Origin of the sequence: Micromonospora sp. NPDC007220, assembly GCF_040634035.1 — a bacterium.
Classification (GTDB): domain Bacteria; phylum Actinomycetota; class Actinomycetes; order Mycobacteriales; family Micromonosporaceae; genus Micromonospora; species Micromonospora reichwaldensis.
Window position 1 is genome coordinate 80,232 of record NZ_JBEYEU010000004.1, and the last position, 22,619, is coordinate 102,850.

General features: G+C 74.4%; 17 protein-coding genes and 1 pseudogene. 9 read left to right on the forward strand and 9 right to left on the reverse strand.

Annotated elements, in window-relative coordinates:
* Nucleotides 1-45 precede the first annotated feature (45 nt).
* The 3 genes and pseudogenes from ABZ573_RS10955 to thiC form a co-directional block, all read left to right on the forward strand.
* Nucleotides 46-639 (forward strand): annotated as a pseudogene (locus ABZ573_RS10955) (thiamine phosphate synthase); the annotation flags it as partial.
* A gap of 341 nt (nucleotides 640-980) precedes the next feature.
* Nucleotides 981-1,769: a bifunctional hydroxymethylpyrimidine kinase/phosphomethylpyrimidine kinase gene (gene thiD / locus ABZ573_RS10960; RefSeq protein ID WP_358117469.1), complete on the forward strand. Its 789-nt coding sequence runs from the start codon at nucleotides 981-983 to the stop codon at nucleotides 1,767-1,769.
* A 17-nt stretch (nucleotides 1,770-1,786) separates the two neighbouring features.
* A complete protein-coding gene (thiC, locus tag ABZ573_RS10965; RefSeq protein ID WP_358117471.1) occupies nucleotides 1,787-3,379 on the forward strand; it encodes a phosphomethylpyrimidine synthase ThiC in 1,593 nt (530 codons plus the stop codon).
* Nucleotides 3,380-3,492: 113 nt separating this feature from the next.
* On the opposite strand, the gene ABZ573_RS10970 is transcribed toward thiC, so the two are convergent.
* From ABZ573_RS10970 to ABZ573_RS10985, 4 genes are all read right to left on the reverse strand, one after another.
* Nucleotides 3,493-6,336, reverse strand: a complete 2,844-nt coding sequence (locus ABZ573_RS10970) for a hypothetical protein (protein ID WP_358117473.1) — start codon at nucleotides 6,334-6,336, stop codon at nucleotides 3,493-3,495.
* 76 nt (nucleotides 6,337-6,412) lie between these two features.
* Nucleotides 6,413-6,715, reverse strand: coding sequence for a cupin (locus tag ABZ573_RS10975; RefSeq protein WP_088998381.1), 303 nt, complete (start codon nucleotides 6,713-6,715; stop codon nucleotides 6,413-6,415).
* Nucleotides 6,712-7,662: an LLM class F420-dependent oxidoreductase gene (locus ABZ573_RS10980; protein ID WP_151454594.1), complete on the reverse strand. Its 951-nt coding sequence runs from the start codon at nucleotides 7,660-7,662 to the stop codon at nucleotides 6,712-6,714. Before ABZ573_RS10980 ends, ABZ573_RS10975 begins: the two co-directional genes overlap by 4 nt.
* A gap of 2 nt (nucleotides 7,663-7,664) precedes the next feature.
* Nucleotides 7,665-8,450, reverse strand: a complete 786-nt coding sequence (locus ABZ573_RS10985) for an ABC transporter ATP-binding protein (RefSeq protein WP_151454592.1) — start codon at nucleotides 8,448-8,450, stop codon at nucleotides 7,665-7,667.
* A gap of 265 nt (nucleotides 8,451-8,715) precedes the next feature.
* On the opposite strand from ABZ573_RS10985, the gene ABZ573_RS10990 reads away from it, so the two are divergent.
* Together ABZ573_RS10990 and ABZ573_RS10995 are read left to right on the forward strand one after the other, a co-directional pair.
* On the forward strand, nucleotides 8,716-9,747 hold the full coding sequence (locus tag ABZ573_RS10990) for an ABC transporter substrate-binding protein (RefSeq protein ID WP_358117477.1): 1,032 nt from the start codon (nucleotides 8,716-8,718) through the stop codon (nucleotides 9,745-9,747).
* A gap of 101 nt (nucleotides 9,748-9,848) precedes the next feature.
* Nucleotides 9,849-10,694 carry an ABC transporter permease gene (locus ABZ573_RS10995; RefSeq protein ID WP_358117480.1) on the forward strand — a complete coding sequence of 282 codons (846 nt, stop codon included), beginning with the start codon at nucleotides 9,849-9,851 and terminating at the stop codon, nucleotides 10,692-10,694.
* A 109-nt stretch (nucleotides 10,695-10,803) separates the two neighbouring features.
* Here the strand turns inward: ABZ573_RS10995 and ABZ573_RS11000 are convergent, their stop codons facing one another.
* A complete protein-coding gene (locus ABZ573_RS11000; RefSeq protein WP_151454589.1) occupies nucleotides 10,804-11,985 on the reverse strand; it encodes an ABC transporter substrate-binding protein in 1,182 nt (393 codons plus the stop codon).
* A gap of 445 nt (nucleotides 11,986-12,430) precedes the next feature.
* On the opposite strand from ABZ573_RS11000, the gene ABZ573_RS11005 reads away from it, so the two are divergent.
* The 4 genes from ABZ573_RS11005 to ABZ573_RS11020 all read left to right on the forward strand — a co-directional run bounded on the left by ABZ573_RS11005 (nucleotide 12,431) and on the right by ABZ573_RS11020 (nucleotide 17,065).
* Complete coding sequence (locus ABZ573_RS11005) at nucleotides 12,431-15,604, forward strand: sensor histidine kinase (RefSeq protein ID WP_327029586.1); 3,174 nt, start codon at nucleotides 12,431-12,433, stop codon at nucleotides 15,602-15,604.
* Complete coding sequence (locus ABZ573_RS11010) at nucleotides 15,601-16,008, forward strand: roadblock/LC7 domain-containing protein (protein ID WP_067359650.1); 408 nt, start codon at nucleotides 15,601-15,603, stop codon at nucleotides 16,006-16,008. Before ABZ573_RS11005 ends, ABZ573_RS11010 begins: the two co-directional genes overlap by 4 nt.
* 87 nt (nucleotides 16,009-16,095) lie before the next feature.
* On the forward strand, nucleotides 16,096-16,461 hold the full coding sequence (locus tag ABZ573_RS11015) for a DUF742 domain-containing protein (RefSeq protein WP_151454587.1): 366 nt from the start codon (nucleotides 16,096-16,098) through the stop codon (nucleotides 16,459-16,461).
* The gene (locus ABZ573_RS11020; RefSeq protein WP_088998389.1) at nucleotides 16,442-17,065 is read left to right on the forward strand and encodes an ATP/GTP-binding protein; all 624 of its coding nucleotides are present in this window, start codon (nucleotides 16,442-16,444) and stop codon (nucleotides 17,063-17,065) included. Before ABZ573_RS11015 ends, ABZ573_RS11020 begins: the two co-directional genes overlap by 20 nt.
* Nucleotides 17,066-17,093: 28 nt before the next feature.
* Here ABZ573_RS11020 and ABZ573_RS11025 read toward each other — a convergent pair whose 3' ends face one another.
* The 4 genes from ABZ573_RS11025 to ABZ573_RS11040 all read right to left on the reverse strand — a co-directional run bounded on the left by ABZ573_RS11025 (nucleotide 17,094) and on the right by ABZ573_RS11040 (nucleotide 22,615).
* Nucleotides 17,094-18,182, reverse strand: coding sequence for a uroporphyrinogen-III synthase (locus ABZ573_RS11025; RefSeq protein ID WP_151454586.1), 1,089 nt, complete (start codon nucleotides 18,180-18,182; stop codon nucleotides 17,094-17,096).
* Complete coding sequence (nirD, locus tag ABZ573_RS11030; RefSeq protein WP_358117860.1) at nucleotides 18,183-18,527, reverse strand: nitrite reductase small subunit NirD; 345 nt, start codon at nucleotides 18,525-18,527, stop codon at nucleotides 18,183-18,185.
* Nucleotides 18,528-18,573: 46 nt separating this feature from the next.
* Nucleotides 18,574-21,099 (reverse strand): nitrite reductase large subunit NirB, encoded by a 2,526-nt coding sequence (gene nirB / locus ABZ573_RS11035; RefSeq protein ID WP_358117486.1) that lies wholly within the window; start codon nucleotides 21,097-21,099, stop codon nucleotides 18,574-18,576.
* A 76-nt stretch (nucleotides 21,100-21,175) separates the two neighbouring features.
* Nucleotides 21,176-22,615, reverse strand: coding sequence for an FAD-dependent oxidoreductase (locus ABZ573_RS11040; protein WP_358117489.1), 1,440 nt, complete (start codon nucleotides 22,613-22,615; stop codon nucleotides 21,176-21,178).
* Between the last annotated feature and the right edge of the window lie 4 nt (nucleotides 22,616-22,619).

Sequence of the window (22,619 nt, forward strand, 5' to 3'; positions counted from 1 at the left end):
GATCTTGGTAGGGAAGAGCCCCTGGAGGGGCCCGAACCTACCAAGATCTCGGGCGGGCCGGCCGGCGTCCTGCTGCTGACCGACCGGCGGCAGGCTCGGCGGCCGTTGGCCGAGGTCGTGGCGGGGGCGGTGGCCGGGGGAGTGCGCTGGGTGGTGCTGCGGGAGAAGGACCTCCCGCGGGCCGAGCGCGCCGCCCTCGCCGCCGAGCTGCGCGCGATCCTCGCCGAGGCGGGCGGCACCCTGATCGTCGCCGGCCCCGACCCGCTCGACGGCGACGCGGTGCACCTGCCGTCGGCAGGGCCGTACCCGCCGCCGAGCCTCGGCCTGGTGGGCCGTTCCTGCCACGACCGGGCGGAGCTGGCGCGCCTGACCACCGAGGACTACGCGACCCTTTCGCCCGTCTACCCGACCAGCACCAAGCCCGGCTACGGCCCACCCCTGCGCCCGGACGGGCTCGGCACGCTGATCCGGCACAGCCCCGTGCCGGTCCTGGCGCTCGGCGGAGTGCAGAGCCCGGACCAGGTGGCCGCCTGCGTCGAAGCGGGAGCCGTCGGCGTGGCGGTGCTCGGCGCGATCATGCGCGCCGACGACCCCGAGGCGGCAGCCGCCACCCTCACGGCAGCCACCGACGCGGCGAGCCGGACCCGGCACGACAGCCCAGATCCTTCCGACGCGGCGGACCAGACCCGGCACGACAGCACAGATCCTCTCGATGGGGCGAGCCGGACCCGGCGCGGCAGCTCGGATCCTGCTGGGACGACGCGCAGCCGGCGGGGCCGCACGGAGGTCTCCGGGACGGGGCTGAGGCCGACCGTGCCCACGGAGGGATCAAGCCTGACCGCCCGGAGTGGGCACGGTCGGCCGCAGCCCTCAACCGCAACTACCGGGCAGCCCGCAGCCGTCACCACCCCGCAGCCCTCAAGCGCGACGATCGCGCAGGCCCGGCGCGAGATCCCGTACGCCATCACGGAAGAGGAACGATGACCCCGACGACCGTGCTCACCATCGCCGGCTCCGACTCCGGCGCAGGTGCCGGCATCCAGGCCGACCTGAAGGTCTTCGCGGCCCTCGGCGCGTACGGCACCAGCGTGCTCACCGCGGTCACCGCGCAGAACACGAGGGGCGTCGACGCCGTGCTGCCGCTGCCGCCGCGCACCGTCACCGAGCAGCTCGACAGCGTGCTCGCCGACTTCACCGTCCGCGCCGTCAAGACGGGGGTGCTCGGCACTCCGGCGGTCGCCGACGCGGTGGCGGACGCCGCCAGGGACGGCCGGCTGCCGCACCTCGTCGTCGATCCGGTGCTCGTCGCCACCAGCGGGCACCGGCTGGGCGTGGTCGCCGCCGTGGAGCGGCTGTTGCCGTACGCGCAGGTGGCGACGCCGAACTGCGCGGAGGCCGCGGCCATCACCGGACGCCCGGTGACCACGGTCGAGGAGATGGCGGCCGCCGCCGAGGCGCTCGCGGCCGGCGGCCCGGCGCACGTGGTGGTGACCGGCGGCGACGTGGACGCCGACGGTGAGGCGGTCGACGTGCTGCACGGCGGCGGCGTCACGACCCTGCTCCGCGCGCCGCGGGTCGACACCCGGCACAACCACGGCACCGGGTGCTCGTTCTCGGCGGCGATCACGGTGCGGCTGGCGCTCGGCGACGAGGTGCCGACGGCGGTCGCCGCCGCCAAGGAGTACGTCCTCCGCGCGCTGACCGGCGCGCGGCACTGGGAGCTGGGCGCGGGACGCGGCCCGCTGGACCACTTCGGCTGGTCCGCTTGACCACCAGGGAGGCTGTCATGCAGGCACGTCGCAAGGTGTACGTGGAGGGGTCCCGGCCGGACGTGCGGGTGCCGTTCGCCGAGGTGGAACTGACCGGTGACAACCCGCCGCTGCGGCTCTACGACACCTCCGGCCCCGGCTCCGATCCGGAGGTGGGGCTGCCGCCGCTGCGTGCGGGGTGGATCGCCGAGCGCGGCGACGTCGCACCGGTGCGGGGCGCGGGCACCCCGCTCGCGGGCGCGGACGGCCGCCGCCCCACCCAGCTCGCGTACGCGCGGGCCGGCGTGGTGACGCCGGAAATGGAGTTCGTGGCAGTGCGGGAGGGGATGGCGCCGGAGTTCGTCCGGGACGAGATCGCCGCCGGACGGGCCGTGCTGCCGCTCAACGTCAACCACCCCGAGTGCGAGCCGGCCATCATCGGCAAGGCGTTCCTGGTGAAGGTGAACGCCAACATCGGCACCTCGGCGGTCTCCTCGTCGGTCGCCGAGGAGGTGGAGAAGCTGACCTGGGCCACCCGGTGGGGCGCGGACACCGTCATGGACCTGTCGACGGGGAAGCGGATCCACGAGACCCGCGAGGCGATCGTGCGGAACTCGCCGGTGCCGATCGGCACCGTGCCGATCTACCAGGCGCTGGAGAAGGTCGGCGGCGACCCGGTGAAGCTGAGCTGGGAGGTGTTCCGGGAGACCGTCATCGAGCAGGCCGAGCAGGGCGTCGACTACATGACGGTGCACGCCGGGGTGCTGCTGCCGTACGTGCCGCTGGCGGTGGACCGGGTGACCGGGATCGTGTCGCGGGGCGGCTCGATCATGGCGGCCTGGTGCCTGGCGCACCACGAGGAGAACTTCCTCTACACGAACTTCGCCGAGCTGTGTTCGCTGCTCGCGCGCTACGACGTGACGTTCTCGCTCGGCGACGGGCTGCGCCCCGGCTCGATCGCGGACGCCAACGACGAGGCGCAGTTCGCCGAGCTGCGCACCCTGGGCGAGCTGACGAAGGTCGCCTGGGAGCACGACGTGCAGGTGATGATCGAGGGCCCCGGCCACGTGCCGATGCACAAGATCAAGGAGAACGTGGACCTTCAGCAGGAGTGGTGCCACGAGGCGCCGTTCTACACCCTCGGCCCGCTGACCACCGACATCGCCCCCGCGTACGACCACATCACGTCGGCGATCGGCGCGGCGATGATTGGCATGTTCGGCACCGCGATGCTCTGCTACGTGACCCCGAAGGAGCACCTGGGGCTGCCGGACCGCGACGACGTGAAGGCCGGCGTGATCGCGTACAAGATCGCGGCCCACGCGGCCGACCTGGCCAAGGGGCACCCGGGCGCGCAGGCGTGGGACGACGCGCTGTCCAGGGCGCGGTTCGAGTTCCGCTGGGAAGACCAGTTCAACCTGTCGCTGGACCCGGAGACCGCGCGCTCGTACCACGACGCGACCCTGCCGGCGGAGCCGGCGAAGACCGCCCACTTCTGCTCGATGTGCGGCCCGAAGTTCTGCTCCATGAAGATCACCCAGGAGCTGAAGGAGTACGCGGCGCGCGGCATGCAGGACAAGTCGGAGGAGTTCCTCTCCTCCGGCGGCCGGGTCTACCTGCCGCTCGCCTGAGCGGCGCGACCGGGCGTCCGGCGACGACACCCGTCCCCGCCGACGTCCGGGAGAAAGGGCGGCGCCGCCCCGGCTCCGGTCACCCCGGGCGGGGCTGGCGTCGCCCGGTCGGGTCAGTCGCGGTGGTGGCGGCCGGTGGAGCGCAACGACCGCCGGCCGCTCTCCTGCTCGGGTTCGTTGTCCGGGACCGGCTTGCTGAGGCCGGCGACCCAGTCCACGTACTCCTCGTCCTGCGCCGGCAGCGGCTCGGACTCCCGGTCGCCCGGGGCGTCCTCGGCCCGGGGCCGGTTGCGGCGGAACAGACCCAGCCGGCCCCGGCCCCGCCCGGTGGGCTGCTCGGCCTCGGCGGGCGACGGGGAGCCGGGCGCGGGCGCCTCCGCCCGGGCGGTGGGGATGCCGTTCTCCGGCGCGGCGTCGACGGGCGCCGGGACGGGACCGCCCCGTCGTGCGGTGGTGAGCGCCTCCCAGTTCGCGGCCCGGGCCAGGTCGGGCATCGGGGCCCGGTGGCGGGGCCGGGGTGCCGGGTCGGGCGCGGGTTCCGTGGCCGGCTGTGCGGCCTCGGCCGTGCCGTCGGCCTGGGGCCGGGGCGAGACGGGCCAGGCCGGGGTGGGCGGGGGAGCGGTGCCGGCGTCCGGCCCGACGGCCCGGCCGGGAGCCGCCTCGCCGTCCGCCGCGAAGAGCGGCACCGCGTGGTGGCCGCTGTCGTCCGGCCGCGGTACGCCGGAACCCGCAACGGCCGTGCTGCCGGGCGCGGCGTCGGCCGCAGCGGCACCGAACTCGGGACCGGTCGTGCTGCTGGGCTTGGCGTCGGTCGCGCTGCCGGACCTGGCCTCGGTCGTGTTGCCGGACTCGTACCCGGTCGTGGTGCCGGACTCGTACCCGATGGTGGTGCCGGGCTCGGACCCGGTCGTGTCGTCGAGCGCGGGGCCGGTCGCGGTGTCGGGTCCGGTGCTGGCCGGGGCACCGAGCTGGGGGCTGGTCGTCGTGCCGGGTGCGGTCGTGCTGGGCGTGGTGTCGGGCGCGGCGGAGGCGTCTGTGGACGGCGACGACATCGCCGCGCCGGGCTCGGCGGCCCCGGTCTCGGGGGCGCCCGTGACGACGGGTACCGGGCCCGCACCCTCCGGTGCCGCCGGGGCGGCGGGCTGGCGCGTCGAGCGGGGCTTACGGGTGCGGCGGGGCTTGGGCGCGTTCGGGACGACCCGCTGGTCGGCGACTGCCTCTGCCGGCTGTCCTGCGGGTGCCGGTCTTTCGGCCGGCTGTGTTGGTCCCTCTGCCGGCTGGCCTGCGGGAGTCGCTGCGCTGGCCGGCTGTCCGTCGGGCGCCGCCGCCCCGACCGGCTGTGCCGCAGTCGTCGCCCCTCCGGTCGACCGTGCGGCGGCCGTCACCTCCCCGGCGGGCTGCGCGTCGGGGGCCGTCTTCCCGGCTGGCGGCGCCTCGTCGGCGACCGGCACCGCCGGGACGGTCGGGGTGGCCGGGCCGGTCGGTGCCAGCGGCGCGACCGGAGCAGCCGGTGCAGCCGGGACAGTCGGTGCGACCGGTGCCACCGGTGCCACCGGTGCGGCCGGTGCGGCCGGTGCCGCCGGTGCGGCCGGTGCGGCCGGTGCCGCCGGTGCGGCCGGTGCGACCGGTGCCACCGGTGCGACCGGTGCGGCCGCGAAGGGTGGGGCCGGGGCACCCGGTGCGGACGACGTGCCCGGGGCGCGCTCGTCGGTGCTGTCCTGGGTGCGGGTGGGCTCCGGTTCGCGGCCCCGGTCGACTGTGGGCGGGTTGCCGGGAGTCGAAGCCGGCGGTTCGGCCGTCCACGCGGGAACCGCGCCCGCCCGGACGTTGGCGGCGGGAGCCGGGACTGTTCCTCCATCGGCGGGCCAGTCCCAGTGCGGGGGCACGGCCCGGGGTGCCGGGCCGTCGCCGGTGGCGGCGGTGACCGCGCCGGAGCCCGTACCGCCGCTGGCCTGGTCGGCGACGACCAGGGTGGCGCCGGCCAGGTCGACCGTCTCCGGCTCGTCGCTCCCGCCGGTGGGCGCCGGGGTCTGCGGCAGGGCCGGACCGGTTGGCAGGGGCCGGAGGATGTCGGTCGGCTCGATGGCCCCGGTGGGGGCGGTGCGCGTGACGAGCGGCCAGCGCAGCAGCGCGGCCGCGGCCGACCCGAGCGCGCCGAGGGCCACCGCGAGCAGCGCCGCGTAGTACGGCGTGAGTTGGTAGCGGTCGGCGGTGTCGCCCGGACCGGCGGTCAGGTAGGCGAACGCGACAAGCGCCGGTCCCGCCACCCCCGTCGCGCCGCTGACCAGCGGCGGGTGGCCCCGCCACCGGGCCAGTCCGCCGGTCGCCGCGCCGGCCAGCAGGGCCACCAGCGGCAGGACCACCAGGGCCAGCCCCTGCACCGCGCCGGCGTCGAGGGACGCCGGCTCCAGCACCCCCAGTCGTACGGTGCCCAGCGGGCCGGTCGAGACCAGCGACGGGGCCACCGAGACCAGGGCCAGCAGCCAGAGCGCGCCCGCGATCGCCGCCACGTTCCATCCCACCGGCGGCTGGAGCAGGACGGCGACGGCGGCACCCGCGCCCACCAGCGCACCGAGGACCGCGCAGATGCCGACGGCCCAGACCGGGTCCATCGAGACGAGTTCGGCCGCCCGGGCCGGCTGCATGCAGAGCGGCGCGACGACGGTGGCGCCCAGCGCGGCGGCGCCGGCGACGGCGAGCAGGCGCCCGGTGCCGGCCAGCCCGCCGTCCCGGCGGGCCAGGCGCTCGGTGAGCACCGCGCCCACCACGGCGGCGTTCGCCGCGAACCAGCCCGCCCAGACGAGCTGGGCCGGCCACTGGTTGATGGTGGCGCCGGTGAAGGTGCCGGAGAGCCGGACGATGCCGAAGCCGAAGGCGATGCCGAGCTGACCGGCCCCGGCCAGCAGGCTCACCCCGAGCGCGGTGAGCAGCAGTCTGCCCCAGGTCCGAAAGGCCATGTCCGGCACGTTACGCACCTGTTGACCAGGCCGCCACCGGCGCGCCGCGAGCGGGGGGCGACCCGCCGGCCGGCGGTTACTTCAGTTCGACCAGCCGGGCCAGGTACGTCGTGTCGCCCACGTTGGTCAGCATGTGCACGGCGCCCGGATCCCGGTAGACCACCCCGCCGGTCGGCTCGTCGGCGTCGATGAGGGTGCCGTCGATCGTCTGTACGACGTTCTTCGCGCCCTGGATCGCCACCACGAGGTACGGGTGGTCGTGCCGGTGCAGCGGCTGCCGCTCGCCCGGCTCCAGCCGGATGTGCCAGACGCGGACGCGGTCGTTCTCGTACACGATCTCCTGGCCCACCGGGCCGAGTTCGAGGTGTGCGTCGGTCATCGGGTTCCGTCCAGTCGGGGGAGCACCTCGGCGGCGATGAGCTCCAGGTGGTCGAGGTCGGCGAAGTCGATCAGGCGCAGGTGCACCCGGGTGGCGCCGACGGCGGCGAACTCGCCGATCCGGTCGACGAGCTGCGCGGGCGAGCCGACCACCGCGTCCTCCGGCGGCAGCGCGCTCGTGGCGTGCAGCGGGGCGGCGCGGCGCTGCGCCTCGGCGTCGGTGCGGCCGATCGCCACCACGATGCCGGCGGAGAGGGTGAGCGGGGCGCGTCCCGACTCGGCCCGGCCGGCCCGGTCGCAGGCCTCCCGCACCCGCTCGTACGCGGCGGCGGTCTCCGCGACGGTCTTGAACGGCATGTTGAACTCGTCGGCGTAGCGGGCGGCGAGGTCGGGGGTGCGCTTCGGGCCGCGTCCGCCCACGATGACCGGTGGGCCGGGCACCTGCACCGGCTTCGGCAGGGCGGGGGCGTCCACCAGCCGGTAGTGGTCGCCGGTGAAGCTGTACGTCTCGCCCGGCGGCGTCCGCCACAGCCCGGTGATGATCTCCAACTGCTCGGCGAGCCGGTCGAAGCGCTCGCCGATGCCCGGGAACGGGATGCCGTAGGAGGTGTGCTCGCGTTCGTACCAGCCGGCGCCGATGCCGAGGTCGACCCGGCCGCCGCTCATCTGGTCCACCTGGGCCACCATCACGGCCAGCGGGCCGGGCAGCCGGAAGGTGGCGGAGGTGACCAGGGTGCCGAGCCGGATCCGGCTGGTCTCGCGGGCCAGCGCGGCCAGCGTCAGCCAGGCGTCGGTCGGGCCGGGGGGCGCGGGCTCGTCACCCATCGCCTGGTAGTGGTCGGCGCGGAGGAAGCCCTCGAAGCCGCCGTCCTCGGCCAGCCGGGCGAAGCGGAGCTGGTCGTCGTAGCTGGCGCCCCGGTGCGGCTCGGTGAAGACGGTGACCCGCATGCTCATCGTGTTTCCGCGCCGGCTGTCACCGGCAGGTCCCGCTCCATGAGGAGTTCGTGCAGGTCGGCGCTGACCCGGGCGACGTCCGCCAGGTGCGCGTTGCGGCCGAGGGTGCGCGGTCGCGGGATGTTCACGTCGACCACCTTGCGGATCCGGCCGGGGCGAGGGCTGAGTACGACCACCCGGTCGGCCAGCAGCACCGCCTCGTCGATCGAGTGGGTGACGAAGACGACGGTGGCCCCGGACGTCATGTGCACGCGCTGCAACTCGCCGGAGAGTTCCTCGCGGGTGAGCGCGTCGAGCGCGGAGAACGGCTCGTCCATCAGCATCACCCGGGGCTCGCCGATCAGCGACCGGCACAGCGAGACGCGCTGCTGCATGCCGCCGGAGAGTTCGTGCGGCAGCCGCTTCTCGAAGCCGCCCAGTCCGGCGAGTTCCAGCAGTTGCCGGGCCCGGTCGCGGTGCTTGGCCCGCTTCCAGCCGAACATCTCGACCGGCAGCAGGACGTTGTCCAGGACGGTGCGCCAGGGGAGCAGGGCCGGCCGCTGGAAGAGCATCGCGATGTCCGGGCGGGGCTTGGTGATCGGCGCACCGGCCACGGTGATCCTGCCCTCGCTGACCGGGAGCAGGCCGGCGATCAGACGCAGCATCGTGGACTTGCCGCAACCGGAGCGGCCGAGTACGGCGACGAACTCGCCCGCCGCCACGTCGAGGTCGATGCCGCGCAGCGCCTCGACCCGGCCGCTGCGGCCGTCGAAGGTGCGGGACACCCCGGAAAGCTTGATCATCTCCGGCGGACCTCCTGAGTCGGCGATCAGCGATCGCGGCCCAGGGTAACCGCCTGGTGTGGACGACACGACGTCCGGGGTGGAAGCGAGGATTTTTCCGTAACGAAACCCATACGCCGGGCATTGTCAGGGCCGGTTTCTCGTACGCTGTGCCAGCTAAGAGTCCCCTCACGACGGTTTGCCGGCCCAACCCCTCGGCCGGCCCGCCAGACAACCCCCTCCGGCGGCGGCGTGCCGCTCCGGTCGGAAAGGACATGGTGCACTGATGAGAAGGCTGACCCGTACGGTCGCTGCCGCTGCGCTGGCCACCGCCCTCGCCCTGGTCTCCGGGTGCAGCGGCGACTCGGACTCCGGCGCCGACGCCAAGGGCGGCAACGGCGCGGCGTTGGAGAAGGTGACCTACCTCACCTCGTTCGGCAACTTCGGCCGTGACGCCTACGCCTGGGTCGCTAAGGAGAAGGGCTTCTTCAAGGAGGCCGGGTTCGACGTCGACATCAAGCCGGGTCAGGGCACCAACGCCGTGATCTCGACAATCGTCGGCGGCCAGGCCCAGTTCGGCCCGATCGACCTCACCGGCGGTCTGCTCCAGCTCGGCGGCGGCCAGGCCAAGGACTTCGTCGCGGTCGCCGCGATCCAGCAGCGCACGATGGCCGCCATCGCCACCGTCGAGGGCAAGGGCATCGCGTCGCCGAAGGACCTGGAGGGCAAGAAGCTCGCCGACACCGAGGGCTCCGTCGTGCGCAACCTCTTCCCGACGTACGCCCGGATGGCCGGCGTGGACGCCAGCAAGGTGCAGTGGGTGCCCGGCCAGGCGCAGGCCCTGATGGGCATGCTCGGCTCCGGCACGGTGGACGGCATCGGCCAGTTCGTGGTCGGCCAGCCCACGATCGAGACGGTGACCAAGCAGAAGGCCGTCATGCTGCCCTACAGCAACGTGATGCAGGACCTCTACGGCAACGTGCTGATCACCTCCTCCAAGATCGCCAAGGAGAAGCCGGAGATGGTCAAGCGGTTCACCGGGGCCCTGTTGAAGGGCCTGGACTACGCGCTGACCAACCCGCAGGAGGCGGGCGAGCTGCTGAAGAAGAACGTTGACGCCGCCAACCCCGCCGCGGCCGCCGCCGAGCTCCAGCTCATGGCCGGCTACGTGCGCTCCAGCAACTCCGGCACCCAGCTCGGCACCCTGGACAGCGGCCGGGTCGCCAAGAGCATCGCGATCCTGCAGGGCGCCGGCGCGCTCAAGCAGAACATCACCCCCGACCAGATCATCGACTTCAGCCTCGCGCCGAAGGCCTGACAGCCGCCCACCGTGGCACGGGGGGTGCGGTCGACCGGGGCGACCCGGTCGACCGCACCCCCCGTCGCGTGCCGGCCCGGCCGGCAGGAGAGGAGAAATCCGTGACGGAGACGACCGGTACCCGGTCCGTCCGCACCGGAACGGAGCCCGCGCGCCGGCCCACGGCCCCGCGCCGCTCCGGCGTACGCCCGGCAGCCGTCGGGCTGCCGCTGCTCGGCGCGGTGATCACGGTGGCCGCCTGGTGGCTGGTCACGTCGGGCCTGCAACTGGTGCACCCGGTGTCGCTGCCCCCGCCGCAGGCGGTGTGGAAGGCGCTGGTCGCGGGCGCCGACGTGCTGATGCCGGCGCTGGGGGTCACCACCACGATGACGGTGGTCGGCTTCCTGCTGTCGGCGGTGGCCGGGGTGCTGATCGGGATGGCCCTGGCCGGCTCCCGCCGCGTCGAGCGGATGTTCGCGCCGCTGCTGGTGGCGGTCAACGCGGTGCCGAAGATCGCCCTCGGGCCGCTGCTGGTGGTCTCGGTCGGCTGGGGTACGAAGCCGATCCTGACCATGGTGTTCCTGCTCTGCTTCTTCCCGGTCGTGCTCTCCACGGCGACCGGTCTCACCACCACCCCCAACGACCTGGCCGAGCTGGCCCGGTCGCTGAACGCCTCGTGGTGGCAGGCGTTCCGCAAGGTGCGCCTCCCCGCCGCGCTGCCGCAGATCTTCGTCGGGCTCAAGGTGGCGATGCCGCTGGCCGCGATCGGCGCGGTGATCGGCGAGTTCTACTCCGACAAGCCGGGGCTGGGCTACCAGATCCTGCAGTACAACGGCGTGGGGGACACCGCGACCGCCTGGGCGGCGATCGTGCTGATCGCGCTGATGAGCATCCTGCTCTACAGCGCACTGTCCCTGGTCGAGCGGCTCGCCCTGCCGTGGGTCCGCGCCACCACGTCGGCCCGCTGACCGGTCGGAACGGTCGATGGTGTGGCCCGCCGGGGTACGGCGGGCCACACCGACGCGCTGGTCCGACGCGGTCCCGTGCGTCGGGTCCCGTCCACCACCGACCGGCCGGTCAGCCCGCGAGGCGCCAGCGCCCGTTGCGCGCGACCAGGGTGGTGAGGGCCTGCGGCATCAGGCCGGAGTGGTTGTCCGGGGTCATCCGGATCGGCCCGGAGAGACCGTCCAGCTGGGTCGTCTCCAGCACGTTCCGGACGCCGTCGCGGTCGACCTCGCCGGGCTCGCCGCCCGAGCGGAGTTCGGCGTCGGCGATGAGCTGCACCGCGTCAGCCGCGAACGAGGAGGATCCGTTGTAGCCGCCGAAGCGGGCGGTGTAGTCCTGGAACCACTGGCGGCGGGCCGCCTTGGCCGGGGTGGTGGCGATGACGTCGTCGATCACCATGGTCTGGGTGAAGACCAGCGTGGTGCGTTCGGTCGCCCCGGACGCGGCACCGAGGAAGAGGTCGCCGGCCGCCGTCGCGTCGAAGAAGAGTTCGCCCTTGTACTTGGCCTGCTGGGCGGCGGTGGCGGCCAGCGTCGCCTGCTCCGCCGGGGTCCAGACGACCAGCGCGTCCGGCTTCTTGTCGATCAGGTCCTTGACCGGCTTGGCGACGTCGGTGGCGGTGGTGCGCACGGCCTCCTCGCGCAGCAGTTTGACGCCGGCCTTCGCGAACTCGGCGCGCAGCGCGGTCAACCCCTCGCGGCCGTAGGCGTCGTCGCTGTGCAGCACGCCCGCCTTGCGGACGCCCTTGCGGCGCATCTCGCCGGCGAGGGCGGCGGCGCTGTCGGCCGCGTTCGGGGAGAGCTTGAACACGTACCGCCGGTCGGCGACCGGGGTGGACACGGCGCTGGAGGCGGCGAGCGCAATGGTGGGAATTCGCTTCTCGTTGATGGTGCGGACGGCACCGACGGCGCATTCGTTGCAGCCGCCCATGATGATGGCGCTGACTTGGGAATCAGCGCTGAAGTCACCGATGTTGCGCAGCGACTCGCTCGCGTCCGACCGGTTGTCCTTCACCCGCAGCTCGACCTTCCGGCCGTTGAGCGCGCCGGAGGAGTTCAGCTGCTCGACCTTCAGTTCCAGCGCCCGCTGGTACGCCTTGCCGACGGGCGCGGCCGCGCCGGAGAGCTCGAGGTCCGCGGCGATGACGATGGGACTCGTGTCCTGCTCGTCCGCCCCGAACTGGCAGCCGGTGAGCGTGGTGGCCAGCACGGCCGATGCGAGCGCCGCGGCGGTCGCGGAGCGGATGGGGCTCAACTCAGTCCTCCAGATGCGGCCCGGGCGGTACCCGGTCACCGCCGGGTTGTCCGTCCTCAGTAGAGGAACGGGATCGGTCTGCCGTACGGTGTGCGCGAAGCCTGCAAAACCTTGCCAACGCCGCGCCCCGCGGTCAAGCGGAGCCTCGGATGCGTTTCGGGACACGTATCCCACATGGTGGGGCAACGGGAAGTTTGCAAACGCTTACTAATACGACACGGATGACCACTCTGGAGTTACATGCCCTGTTCACGGGCATGGAGAATTGAAGGTATTAGTTGACCGGATCACGGGATGCGAGCCCTCAGACCGTTTCCTACCCCGTCGCGACTTCCCAAACAGGATCAGTTCTGATGAAATCGCGGCCGTGCCGCGTGTGGCGCAGTCCGCTGCACCGGGCGCGAGTCGGCGGGGCAGGCGTGGAAGAAACGACGGAGGCGATGTCGTGAGCACCGGACCGACGACCCTGCCCGCGAGTGGCGACACCGAACAGCCCAAGCGGCGTCGGCTGCCCCGGCTCCGCGACGTGCGGATCCGCTCCAAGCTCGCCCTGATCCTGGTCGTGCCGGTCGCCGCGGTGCTCGCGTTGGCCACGGTCCGACTCGTCGCCGTCGGTGAGAACACCTTCGACGCCAACCAGGCCCGGGCGCTGACGGCGCTCTCCATCGACGTCTCCGCGCTGACGCAGGACCTGCACGCCGAGCGGATGGCCGCCGCCGCCTTCCTGTCGACGCCGCAGCAGAAGGCCGACGCCTACAACCTGCGGGTGCGCAGCACCGACGAGCGGGTCGAGGCGTACCGGGCGGAGCGCGGACGGGTCGGCGAGGTGCCGGCCGCCGTACGGGAGCGGCTGGCGACCATCGACGAGCACCTGGAGACGCTCGCCAGCACCCGGCAGGAGGTGCTGGACCGCCAGCAGATGGCGGTCGCCGAGGCGGCGCTCCGCTACGGGGTCATCATCACCGACCTGGTCGCGTACGGCGACGGGCTGGCCCAGCTGCCCGGCGACGAGCGGCTCTCGGACGCCCGGCGCGCGGTCGCCGCGTTCGCCCGCGCCAAGGCGGCCGTCGCCGAGGAGCAGTCGGTCGTCTACACCGCCCTCGTCGCCGGCAAGCTCGACGAGGAGCAGTTCTCCTCCTTCGTGGCCACGCTGACCAGCCAGCAGGAGGCGCTGGTCGCCTTCTCCCTGGCCGCCGACCCGACCCAGCGCGCCCTGGTCGACAGCACGGTCTCCGGTGACGCGGTCACCCTCGCCGACCGGGTGGCCGCCGACATCACCCGCTCGGTCGGGCAGACCTCGCCGGTGACCGCCCAGGACGCCACCGCCGCCATCGGCGCGGTCAACGACCTCATGCGGTGGGCCGAGATCCGGCTCCAGGACCGGCTGCTCAGCCAGGCCGACCAGGCCCGGTCGGACGTCATCCGGCAGGCCTTCATCGAGACGGCGCTGGTGCTGCTGACCCTCATCGTCGCGGTGACCCTCGCCGTGGTGCTGGCCCGCTCGCTCAACCACTCGCTGCGCCGGCTGCGGGAGGGCGCCCTCTCGGTGGCGAACCACGACCTGCCGGACGCGGTCAAGCGGCTGCAGAACGTCGGCAACGTCGGCGACGGCGGCGTCGAGGAGATCGTCCGGCAGGTACGCGACCCGATCCAGCTCAACAACCGCGACGAGGTGGGCCAGGTCGCGCTCGCCTTCAACGTCGTACACCGCGAGGCGGTCCGGGTGGCGGCCGAGCAGGCCGCGCTGCGTACCAGCGTCTCGGCGATGTTCCTCAACCTGGCCCGGCGCAGTCAGACCCTGGTCGACCGCATGATCGGCGAGCTCGACGCGATCGAGCGCGGCGAGGAGGACCCGAAGCGGCTCGCGCAGCTCTTCGAGCTGGACCACCTCGCCACCCGGATGCGCCGCAACGACGAGAACCTGCTCGTCCTGGCCGGCGCCGACTCCGCCGTGCCGCGCCGCGACGACGCCCTCCTGGTGGACGTGCTGCGGGCCGCGCAGTCCGAGGTGGAGCTCTACAACCGGATCGAGTTCGGCACCGTCGACACCGACATCTCGGTGGCGGCACACGCGGTCAACGACGTGGTGCGGCTCGTCGCCGAGCTGCTCGACAACGCCACCCGCTTCTCGCCGCCGACCACCACCGTGGTCGCCGACGCCCGACGGATCCGGGACTACGTCCTGATCCAGGTCGAGGACCGGGGCCTCGGCCTGACCGACGACCAGCTCGACTCGCTCAACCGGCGACTGGCCGCCCCGCCGAGCGTCGACGTCGCGGCGTTCCGGCTGATGGGTCTGGCCGTGGTCAGCCGGCTGGCCTCCCGCTACAGCATCCGCGTGGAGCTGCGCCGCAACGTGGAGGGCGGCACCGTCGCCCAGGTGACGCTCCCCGCCGCGACGGTGGTGCTGCCGCCCGTACACAGCCGGGACCAGCAGATCACCCGCCCCCGGCAGCCGCTCGCGGTCGAGCAGAACCCGCTCACCCCGGCCGGCCTCGGCGAGCCGGCCGGCGCGGGGCGTACCGCCTCGGCCACCCTCACCGACCAGTGGCGGTCCGCCGCCCCGACGCCGTGGCAGGCCCCGGAGCAGGCGCGGGACACCGCAGCCCCGGTGCAGGCCGGCGGCCTGATGTCGCCGCCCCCGGCGGCACCCCCGACCCGGCCTTCCTTCGCCGGCGGAGGCCCCTCGGTCGGTACGCCGACCGTCGCGTACCCCACGGTCGACGCGCTGCCCAAGCGCGTCCCCGGCGGGGATGCGCAAGCGCCGGGCGCTCCGGCGCTGCCGGTCGGCCCGATCGCCGGCTCGCCGGCCACCGGGCTGTCGGCGGGGTTCGCCGGCTCCGCCCGGGAGACCGGCTTCGGCACCGACCCGGGCGCCGGCCGCGGCCTCGGGGCCGGCCTGGCCGCCACGGCCCCGCCCGCCCCCGCCGCGCCGATCACCCCGCGCGCCGAACTGCCGGCCGAGGCACCGATCTTCCGGGAGATGGAGGCGGTGTGGTTCCGGTCGCACGGTAACGACGCCACGGCCATTTTCACCCGCCCCGACTTCAGCCAGTCGGCCGCGGCCCAGCAGGCCGCCGGGGCGCCCAGCGCCGCAGCACCCGCCGCCCAGCCGGCCGCCGCCCAGCCGGCACCGGCACAGCCCCGCGCGCCCCGACTGCCCACGCGTACGCCGGGCAGCACCGACACCGCTCCGCTGCCCGTGCAGCCGGCACCGCCGTCGTACACCCCGCCGGCCGCGGCGCGACCCGCCCCGCCGGCCACACCTCCCGCCGCGCCCCCTGCGGCGCCCCCCGCCGCGCCGGTCGCGGACCCGCCCCCGGCGGCGCCCGCGTCCGACACGGACGCCTGGCGGACGGCGGCAGACGAAGGCTGGACCCGGGCCAGCCGGGCGGCGGCCCCCGCCACCGCCGGCACCACCCGCTCGGGGCTGCCCAAGCGGCAGCCGCAGGCACAGCTCGTGCCCGGCGGGATCGAACCCCGGAGCGGCCGCGACCGCAGCCGGCGTACCCCGGACGAAGTTCGGGGCCTGTTGTCGGCCTACCACCGCGGCGTGCAGCGCGGCCGGGCGGCCGGCACGGACCAGGACAGCACCTCGACCAAGGAGACGAGTCGATGAACAGGCCAGCGGCCATGCAGGACATGAGTTGGTTGCTCACCAACTTCGCCGACAGCGTGGCGGGGATCGCCCACGTGGTGGCGGTGTCCGCCGACGGGCTGCTGCTCGCCTCCTCGCGGGACCTGCCCGCGGACCGGGCGGACCAGCTCGCGGCGATCACCTCGGGCGTGGTCAGCCTGACCGAGGGCGCCGCCCGGATGTTCAGCGCCGGCGGTGTGCTCCAGACGGTCATCGAGATGGACAGCGGCTACCTGTTCCTGATGTCGATCAGCGACGGCTCGTCGATGGCCGTGCTGGCGGCCCGCAGCTGCGACGTCGGTCAGGTGGGTTACGAGATGGCGCTGCTGGTCGAGCGGGTCGGTGCGGCGCTGGTGCCGCTGCCCCGGGACGCGGTGCGGTCCTAGCGGGCGCGACGCGCGGACGTGCGTCGCCAGGAACGAGAGGATCCGGTGCCCGACCAGGGGCCCGGCCGGGAGAGGAGGTGATCGTCGATGGACCAACGGCGCGTGGACCCACGTGGTGCGCTGGTACGGCCGTACGCGGTCACCCGCGGCCGGACCGAGGCCCGGATGGACATCGCCCTGGAGGCGGTCCTGACGGCCAGCGCGACCCAGGCTGCGGAGGCCCGCTTCGCGGGGCACGACAAGCACCGCATCGCCAACGTTTGTGAGGGCCGGGCGCAGTCGCTGGCCGAGATCTCCGCGTACACCCGGATGCCGCTGGGCGTCACCCGGGTGCTGGTCGCCGACATGGTGGCCGAGAGCCTGCTGACGCTACACACTGCCGCTCCCGCCGAGGGGTTCGAGGAGCGGATGGAAATCCTTGGAAGGGTGCTAAGTGGACTTCGCAGGCTATGACCCCGCCGGGGCCCGCCGAAACCGGGGAATCATCTCCGCGAAGATCGTGGTCGCGGGTGGCTTCGGCGTGGGCAAGACGACCCTGGTCGGCGCGATCTCGGAGATCACCCCGCTGAGAACCGAGGCGGTGATGACCGCGGCCGGTGTCGGCATCGACGACCCGTCCAAGGTGCCGGGGAAGCAGACCACCACGGTCGCCATGGACTTCGGCCGGATCACCATGGCCGAGGACCTGATCCTGTACCTCTTCGGCACGCCCGGCCAGACCCGGTTCTGGTTCATGTGGGACGAGATCATCAAGGGCGCCGTGGGGGCGGCCGTGCTGGTGGACACCCGCCGGATCACCGACGCCTTCGCGCCGCTGGACTACTTCGAGAACCGTCGGCTGCCGTACGTCGTGGCGTTGAACCGCTTCGACGGCGCGCCGCAGTACGAGCTGGAGGAGGTCCGCGAGGCGCTGGCCATCTCGCCGGACGTGCCGCTGGTGCTGACCGACGCCCGGCACCGGGACGCGGTCAAGCAGGTGCTGGTGACCGTCGTCGAGCACGCCATGCTCCGCCTCGAGGCCGAGCACGGCCGGGGCTACCCGGCGCCGGTCGGCTGATCGGGACGGCTCCCGCCTCCGGGTCGCGTCAGTCGACCCGGAGGCGGTAGCCGCGCTTGACGACCGTCTGCACCACCCGGGGCGCGCGCAACCCGGCGCGCAGCCGGGCCACCGCCATCTCCACGGCGTGCTCGTCGGCGCCGCGCGGCAGCGTACGCAGCAGGGCGGTCCGGGACAGCACCCGACCCGGCGAGCCGCACAGCGCCCGCAGCACCGCCATCGGCGCCGGCGCGAGCGGACGCAGTTCGCCGTCGACCACGGCGGCGTGCCCGCGCAGCGTGAGCAGGTGACCGGCCACCTTCAGGGTGACCGTCCGGCGCGGCAGTTCGTCGACGATGGTCCGGACCAGGGCGCCCAGGCGGGCCCTGGCCGGCGCGCTGACCGGCACCCCGCGCCGCAGCAGCGGCTCCGCGGTGACCGCGCCCACGCAACTGGCGAGCACGTCGCCCCGGAACGCGTCCAGCACCGCCTCGGAGCGGTCCCCGGCGGCGCGCAGCAGCGCCTCGGCCGCCGGGGCCGAGGTGAAGGTGACCGCGTCGACCAGCCGGCCGGCGACCAGGTCGATCAGCCGGTGCAGCGGGGCCGGGTCGGTCGGCGGCGCCCAGCGGTAGACGGGCACCTCGATCACGGTGGCCCCGGCAGCCTCCAGCGCCAGCGTGCACTCGGGCTGCCGCTCGCCGTGCAACTGCATGGCGACCACCTGCCCGGCCACGCCGCGCCGGCACAGGTGCTCGATCACCTCGTCGCAGCTCTCCGAGTCGGGTGACCACTGGTCGTGCAGGCCGGCGGCCCGGATGGCCCCGCGCGCCTTGGGGCCCCGGGCCACCACGTACGCGTCCGCCAGGACGTTGCGCAGCGGCTCGGCCAGCCCCCAGCCCTCGGCCGCCTCCAACCAGCCGCGCATGCCGATGCCGGTGTTGGCCATCAGGACGTCCGGCGGCCGGTCCAGGCAGGCCCGGGTGGCCTCCCGCAGGTCGGTGTCGTCGGCCAGCGGCACGATCCGCAGGGCCGGGGCGATCACCACCCGGGCGCCGCGCCGTTGGAGCAGCGCGGCGAGTTCGTCCCGCCGGCGGTCGGCGGTCACCCCGATGGTGAAGCCCGCCAGTTCGTCGCGCATTCACTCCTCCTGTCGCAGCCGCACCTCGACCAGGCCGTCCCGGCAGCGCACGTCGTGCCGGGGAGCGGCGACGCCGGGCAGGTCCAGGCAGACCCCGGTGCGCAGGTCGTACACCTGCTTGTGCAGGGGCGAGGCGACCGTCGGCACCCCGCCCCGGCTGCCGACGATTCCCCGCGACAGCACGTACGCCCCGGCGACCGGGTCGCGGTTGTCGAGGGCGAACAGCCCGTCGGCGGTGCGGAAGAGGGCCACCTGCACGCCGTCGACGAGCGCGGCGACGCCCCGGTCGGGGTCCAGCCGGTCGAGCGGGCAGACCGGCGTCCAGGTGCGCGTCGGGTTGGGCATCGTGATCGTCATCGCCGTACCTCCGGCAGTCGGGGCGTCGTGGTGGTCATCGCCGCACCTCCGGCATGCCCAGCGTGACCGGCTGCCGGCCCTCGCCGGCCTGCGCCGGGCCCACCGGGACCGGTTGGCCCCGCTCGCGCGCGAACGTGATGGACGGGTCGGGCACCCCGGGGGCGTTGACGAAGGAGTCGAACCGGCGCAGCCGGACCGGGTCCTCCAGCACGTCGCGCCACTCGTCGGAGTAGGCGTCGACGTGCCGGGCCATCGCGGCGTCGAGTTCGGCGCAGAGGCCGAGCGAGTCGTCCACGATCACCGCGCGGAGGTGGTCCAGCCCGCCCTCCATCGCCTCGATCCAGGCGGCGGTGCGTTGCAGCCGGTCGGCGGTGCGGATGTAGTACATCAGGAACCTGTCGATGAGCTGGACCAGCGCCTCCGTCGACAGGTCGGTGGCGAAGAGGTCGGCGTGCCGGGGCCGGAAGCCGCCGTTGCCGCCGACGTAGAGGTTCCAGCCGGTCTCGGTGGCGATGATGCCGAAGTCCTTGCTGCGCGCCTCGGCGCACTCGCGGGCGCAGCCCGAGACCGCCGACTTGATCTTGTGTGGACCGCGCAGCCCCCGGTAGCGCAGCTCCAGGGCGACGGCCAGCCCGACCGAGTCCTGCACCCCGTACCGGCACCACGTCTCGCCGACGCAGGACTTCACCGTGCGCAGCGCCTTGCCGTACGCGTGGCCGGACTCGAAGCCGGCGTCGACCAGCCGGCGCCAGATCTGCGGCAGCTGGTCGACCCGGGCCCCGAACAGGTCGATCCGCTGCCCGCCGGTGATCTTCGTGTAGAGCTGGAAGTCCCGGGCCACCTCGCCGATCACGATGAGCTTCTCCGGGGTGATCTCGCCGCCGGGGATCCGGGGCACCACCGAGTAACTGCCGTCGCGTTGCAGGTTGGCCAGGAAGTGGTCGTTGGTGTCCTGCAACGACGCCTGCTCCCCGTCCAGCACGTGGCCGGTGCCGAGGGAGGCGAGGATCGAGGCGACCACCGGCTTGCAGATGTCGCAGCCGCGGCCCCGCCCGTGCTCGGCGACGAGCTGCGAGAAGGTGCGGATGCCACGGACCCGGACGATGTCGAAGAGTTCCTGCCGGCTGGCGTCGAAGTGCTCGCAGAGCGCGGTGGACTGCCGCACGCCGGCCGCGTCGAGGAGCTGCTTGAGCATCGGCACGCAGGAGCCGCAGCTCGTACCCGCCCGGGTGCACGCCTTCAGCGCCGGCACGTCCGCGCAGCCGCCAGCGATCGCCGCGTCCACGTCCGCGCGGGTCACCGCGTTGCAGGAACAGACCTGCGCGGCGGCGGGCAGCGCGCCGGCGCCCGCGCCCGCCGCGCCCTCGGGGGCGAGCAGCGCCAGCGGCGGCCCGGGCAGCGGACCGCCGACGCTGGCCCGCAGCGTCGGGTACGCGCTCGCGTCGCCGACCAGCACCCCGCCGAGCAGGGTCTGCGCGTCGTCGGAGAGGACCAGTTTGGCGTAGACCCGGGTGGCCGGGTCGGTGAACGTCACGTCGAGGCAGCCCGGCGTCGTGCCGTGCGCGTCGCCGAACGAGGCCACGTCCACGCCGAGCAGCTTCAGCTTGGTGGCGGTGTCCGCGCCGGGGAAGGTGGCCGCCCCGCCGACCAGCCGGTCGGCGACCACCTCGGCCATCGCGTACCCGGGGGCGACCAGGCCGTGGCAGACGCCGTCGACCGCCGCGCACTCGCCGACCGCCCAGATCCGCTCGTCGGCGGTACGGCAGGCGCCGTCGACCAGCACGCCGCCGCGCGGGCCCAGGGCGAGCCCGGCCGCCCGGGCCAACTCGTCGCGGGGCCGGATGCCCGCCGCGACCACCACCAGGTCGGCGTCGAGCACGCTCCCGTCGGCCAGTTCCAGCCCGGCGACCGTGCCGTCCGGGCCGGGCCGGACGGCGGTGGTGGCCACGCCCAGGCGGGTGGTCACGCCCAGCTCGTCGACGTACCGGCGGAGCATCGCGCCACCGGCCGTGTCCACCTGCACCGGCATCAGCCGGGGCGCGAACTCCACCACGCTGGTGTCCAACCCGAGCAGCCGCAGCGCGTTCGCCGCCTCCAGCCCGAGCAGTCCGCCGCCGATCACCGCCCCCGTCCGCCGGCCCGCCGCGTGCTCCCGGATCGCCTCCAGGTCGTCCAGCGTCCGGTAGACGAAGACCCCGGGCAGGGACGCGCCGGCCACCGGCGGCACGAACGCGGACGAGCCGGTGGCCAGCACCAGCGCGTCGTACGGGTGCTCGCCGGTCGCGGTGCGCACCAGCCGCCGCTCCCGGTCGATCTCCGTGGCCGGCTCACCCAGGCGCAGCTCCACCCCGTCGTCGGGGGTGTGCAGGTTCAGCTCCTCGGCGCCGACCCCGTCGAAGAACGCCGAGAGCCGCACCCGGTCGTACGCCGGGCGGCTCTCCTCGGCGAGCACGGTGACCCGCCACCGCCCCCCGGGGTCACGGGCGCGCAGCGCGTCGACGAAGCGCTGCCCCACCATCCCGTTGCCGACGACGACCAACCTGCTGATTCGCCCGCTCATGACCGCACTCCGCTCCGCTGCGTGCCGTCATGAGGCACCGTCGCACTGAGTTTGCTGATTCGCTCGCTTCGCTCGTTCATGACGCCACCTCCGCCGAATCCACCTCGGACAGCCAGCCGACGATGCCGGCGACCGCGTCCCGGCAGCCGCCGCACCCCGTGCCGGCCCGGGTCGCGGCGACCACGGCGTCGACCGTCCGGGCCCCGGCACGCCAGCAGCCCACCAGCGCCCCCTTGCTGACGTTGTTGCACTGGCAGACGGTCGCCGCGTCCGGCATCAGGGCCGGCGTCGCGGCGGGCGCCGCTGCCGCCGCGCCGAACGCCCGGCCGAGCAGCAGCGAGCGCCGGTCGGCCGGCACCGGCTGGCCCCGGTCGAAGAGCTGGATGACCGTGCCGACCGCCGGGTTGTCGCCGAGCAGGATCGCGGCGGTCAGCCGCTCGTCGTGGATGCGCAGCCGGGCGTACGTGCCCCGGGACGGGTCCGCGAAGGTCAGCTCCTCGCCGGCCCCGCCGTCGCCCGGGTCACCCATGGCGGCGAGGTCGATGCCGGTCGCCTTGAGCCGGGTCACCACCGGGCGGGGCCGGTAGCGGGCCTGCGGGTCCTCTCCGGTGAGCACCTGCGCCACCACCCGGGCCTGCGCCCAGGCCGGGGCGACCAGCCCGGTGAGGTTGCCGTCGTGCTGGGCGCAGTCGCCGACCGCCGAGATGCGCGGGTCGCTGGTGCGCAGCCGGTCGTCGACCAGCACGCCCCGTTCCACGGCCAGCCCGGCCGCGTGGGCGAGGGCGGTGTCGGGGCGTACCCCGCAGGAGAGGACCAGCAGGTCGGCGGCGAGTGATCGGCCGTCGGCCAGGTCGAGGCGGACCCCGTCGGCGTCCGCGACCACCCCGGTGGCCGACACGGCCAGGTGGGTGGTCACCCCGAGGCCCGCGAGCGTGCCGGCCAGGACGGCCGCGCCGGCCGGGTCGAGCTGCCGCTCCATCAGGTACGGCACCGGGTGCACCACCCCGACGTCGAGACCCCGGGCGGCGAGCCCGCGCGCCGCCTCCAGCCCGAGCAGCCCGCCACCGAGCACCAGGGCGCTGCGCGCGCCGTCGGCCACAGCGAGGATCCGGCGGCAGTCGTCAAGCGTGCGGAACCGCACCACCCGCTCCGGCAGCCCGGGCCCGTCCAGCCCGGGCAGCGGCGGCACCACGGCCCGGCTCCCGGTGGCGAGCACCAGATGGTCGTACGCGACGCGGTCGCCGTCGTCGGTGTGGACCGTGCCGGCGGCGCGGTCGATGGCGGTGACCGTCACGCCGGTACGCAGGTCGACGCCCTGCCCGGCGGCCTCGGCCAGCTCCACGTCCGGCTCGCCGACCTTGCCCGCCAGCAGGGTGGAGAGCATGATCCGGTTGTACGCCCGGTGCGGCTCCGCGCCGAGCACGGTGACCTTCCGGTCCCCGCCCCGGGCGTGCAGCTCGCCGGCCAGCCGGGAACCGGCCATCCCGTTGCCGATGATCACGACGCGTTCGCTCACGGCC

What these genes read in the sequence shown, in the direction of transcription:
- thiD (WP_358117469.1), top strand. Translation starts at nt 981, where the DNA reads ATGACCCCGACGACCGTGCTCACCATCGCCGGCTCCGACTCCGGCGCA.
- thiC (WP_358117471.1), top strand. Translation starts at nt 1,787, where the DNA reads ATGCAGGCACGTCGCAAGGTGTACGTGGAGGGGTCCCGGCCGGACGTG.
- ABZ573_RS10970 (WP_358117473.1), bottom strand. Translation starts at nt 6,336, where the DNA reads ATGGCCTTTCGGACCTGGGGCAGACTGCTGCTCACCGCGCTCGGGGTG.
- ABZ573_RS10975 (WP_088998381.1), bottom strand. Translation starts at nt 6,715, where the DNA reads ATGACCGACGCACACCTCGAACTCGGCCCGGTGGGCCAGGAGATCGTG.
- ABZ573_RS10980 (WP_151454594.1), bottom strand. Translation starts at nt 7,662, where the DNA reads ATGCGGGTCACCGTCTTCACCGAGCCGCACCGGGGCGCCAGCTACGAC.
- ABZ573_RS10985 (WP_151454592.1), bottom strand. Translation starts at nt 8,450, where the DNA reads ATGATCAAGCTTTCCGGGGTGTCCCGCACCTTCGACGGCCGCAGCGGC.
- ABZ573_RS10990 (WP_358117477.1), top strand. Translation starts at nt 8,716, where the DNA reads ATGAGAAGGCTGACCCGTACGGTCGCTGCCGCTGCGCTGGCCACCGCC.
- ABZ573_RS11010 (WP_067359650.1), top strand. Translation starts at nt 15,601, where the DNA reads ATGAACAGGCCAGCGGCCATGCAGGACATGAGTTGGTTGCTCACCAAC.
- ABZ573_RS11015 (WP_151454587.1), top strand. Translation starts at nt 16,096, where the DNA reads ATGGACCAACGGCGCGTGGACCCACGTGGTGCGCTGGTACGGCCGTAC.
- ABZ573_RS11025 (WP_151454586.1), bottom strand. Translation starts at nt 18,182, where the DNA reads ATGCGCGACGAACTGGCGGGCTTCACCATCGGGGTGACCGCCGACCGC.
- nirD (WP_358117860.1), bottom strand. Translation starts at nt 18,527, where the DNA reads ATGCCCAACCCGACGCGCACCTGGACGCCGGTCTGCCCGCTCGACCGG.
- nirB (WP_358117486.1), bottom strand. Translation starts at nt 21,099, where the DNA reads ATGAGCGGGCGAATCAGCAGGTTGGTCGTCGTCGGCAACGGGATGGTG.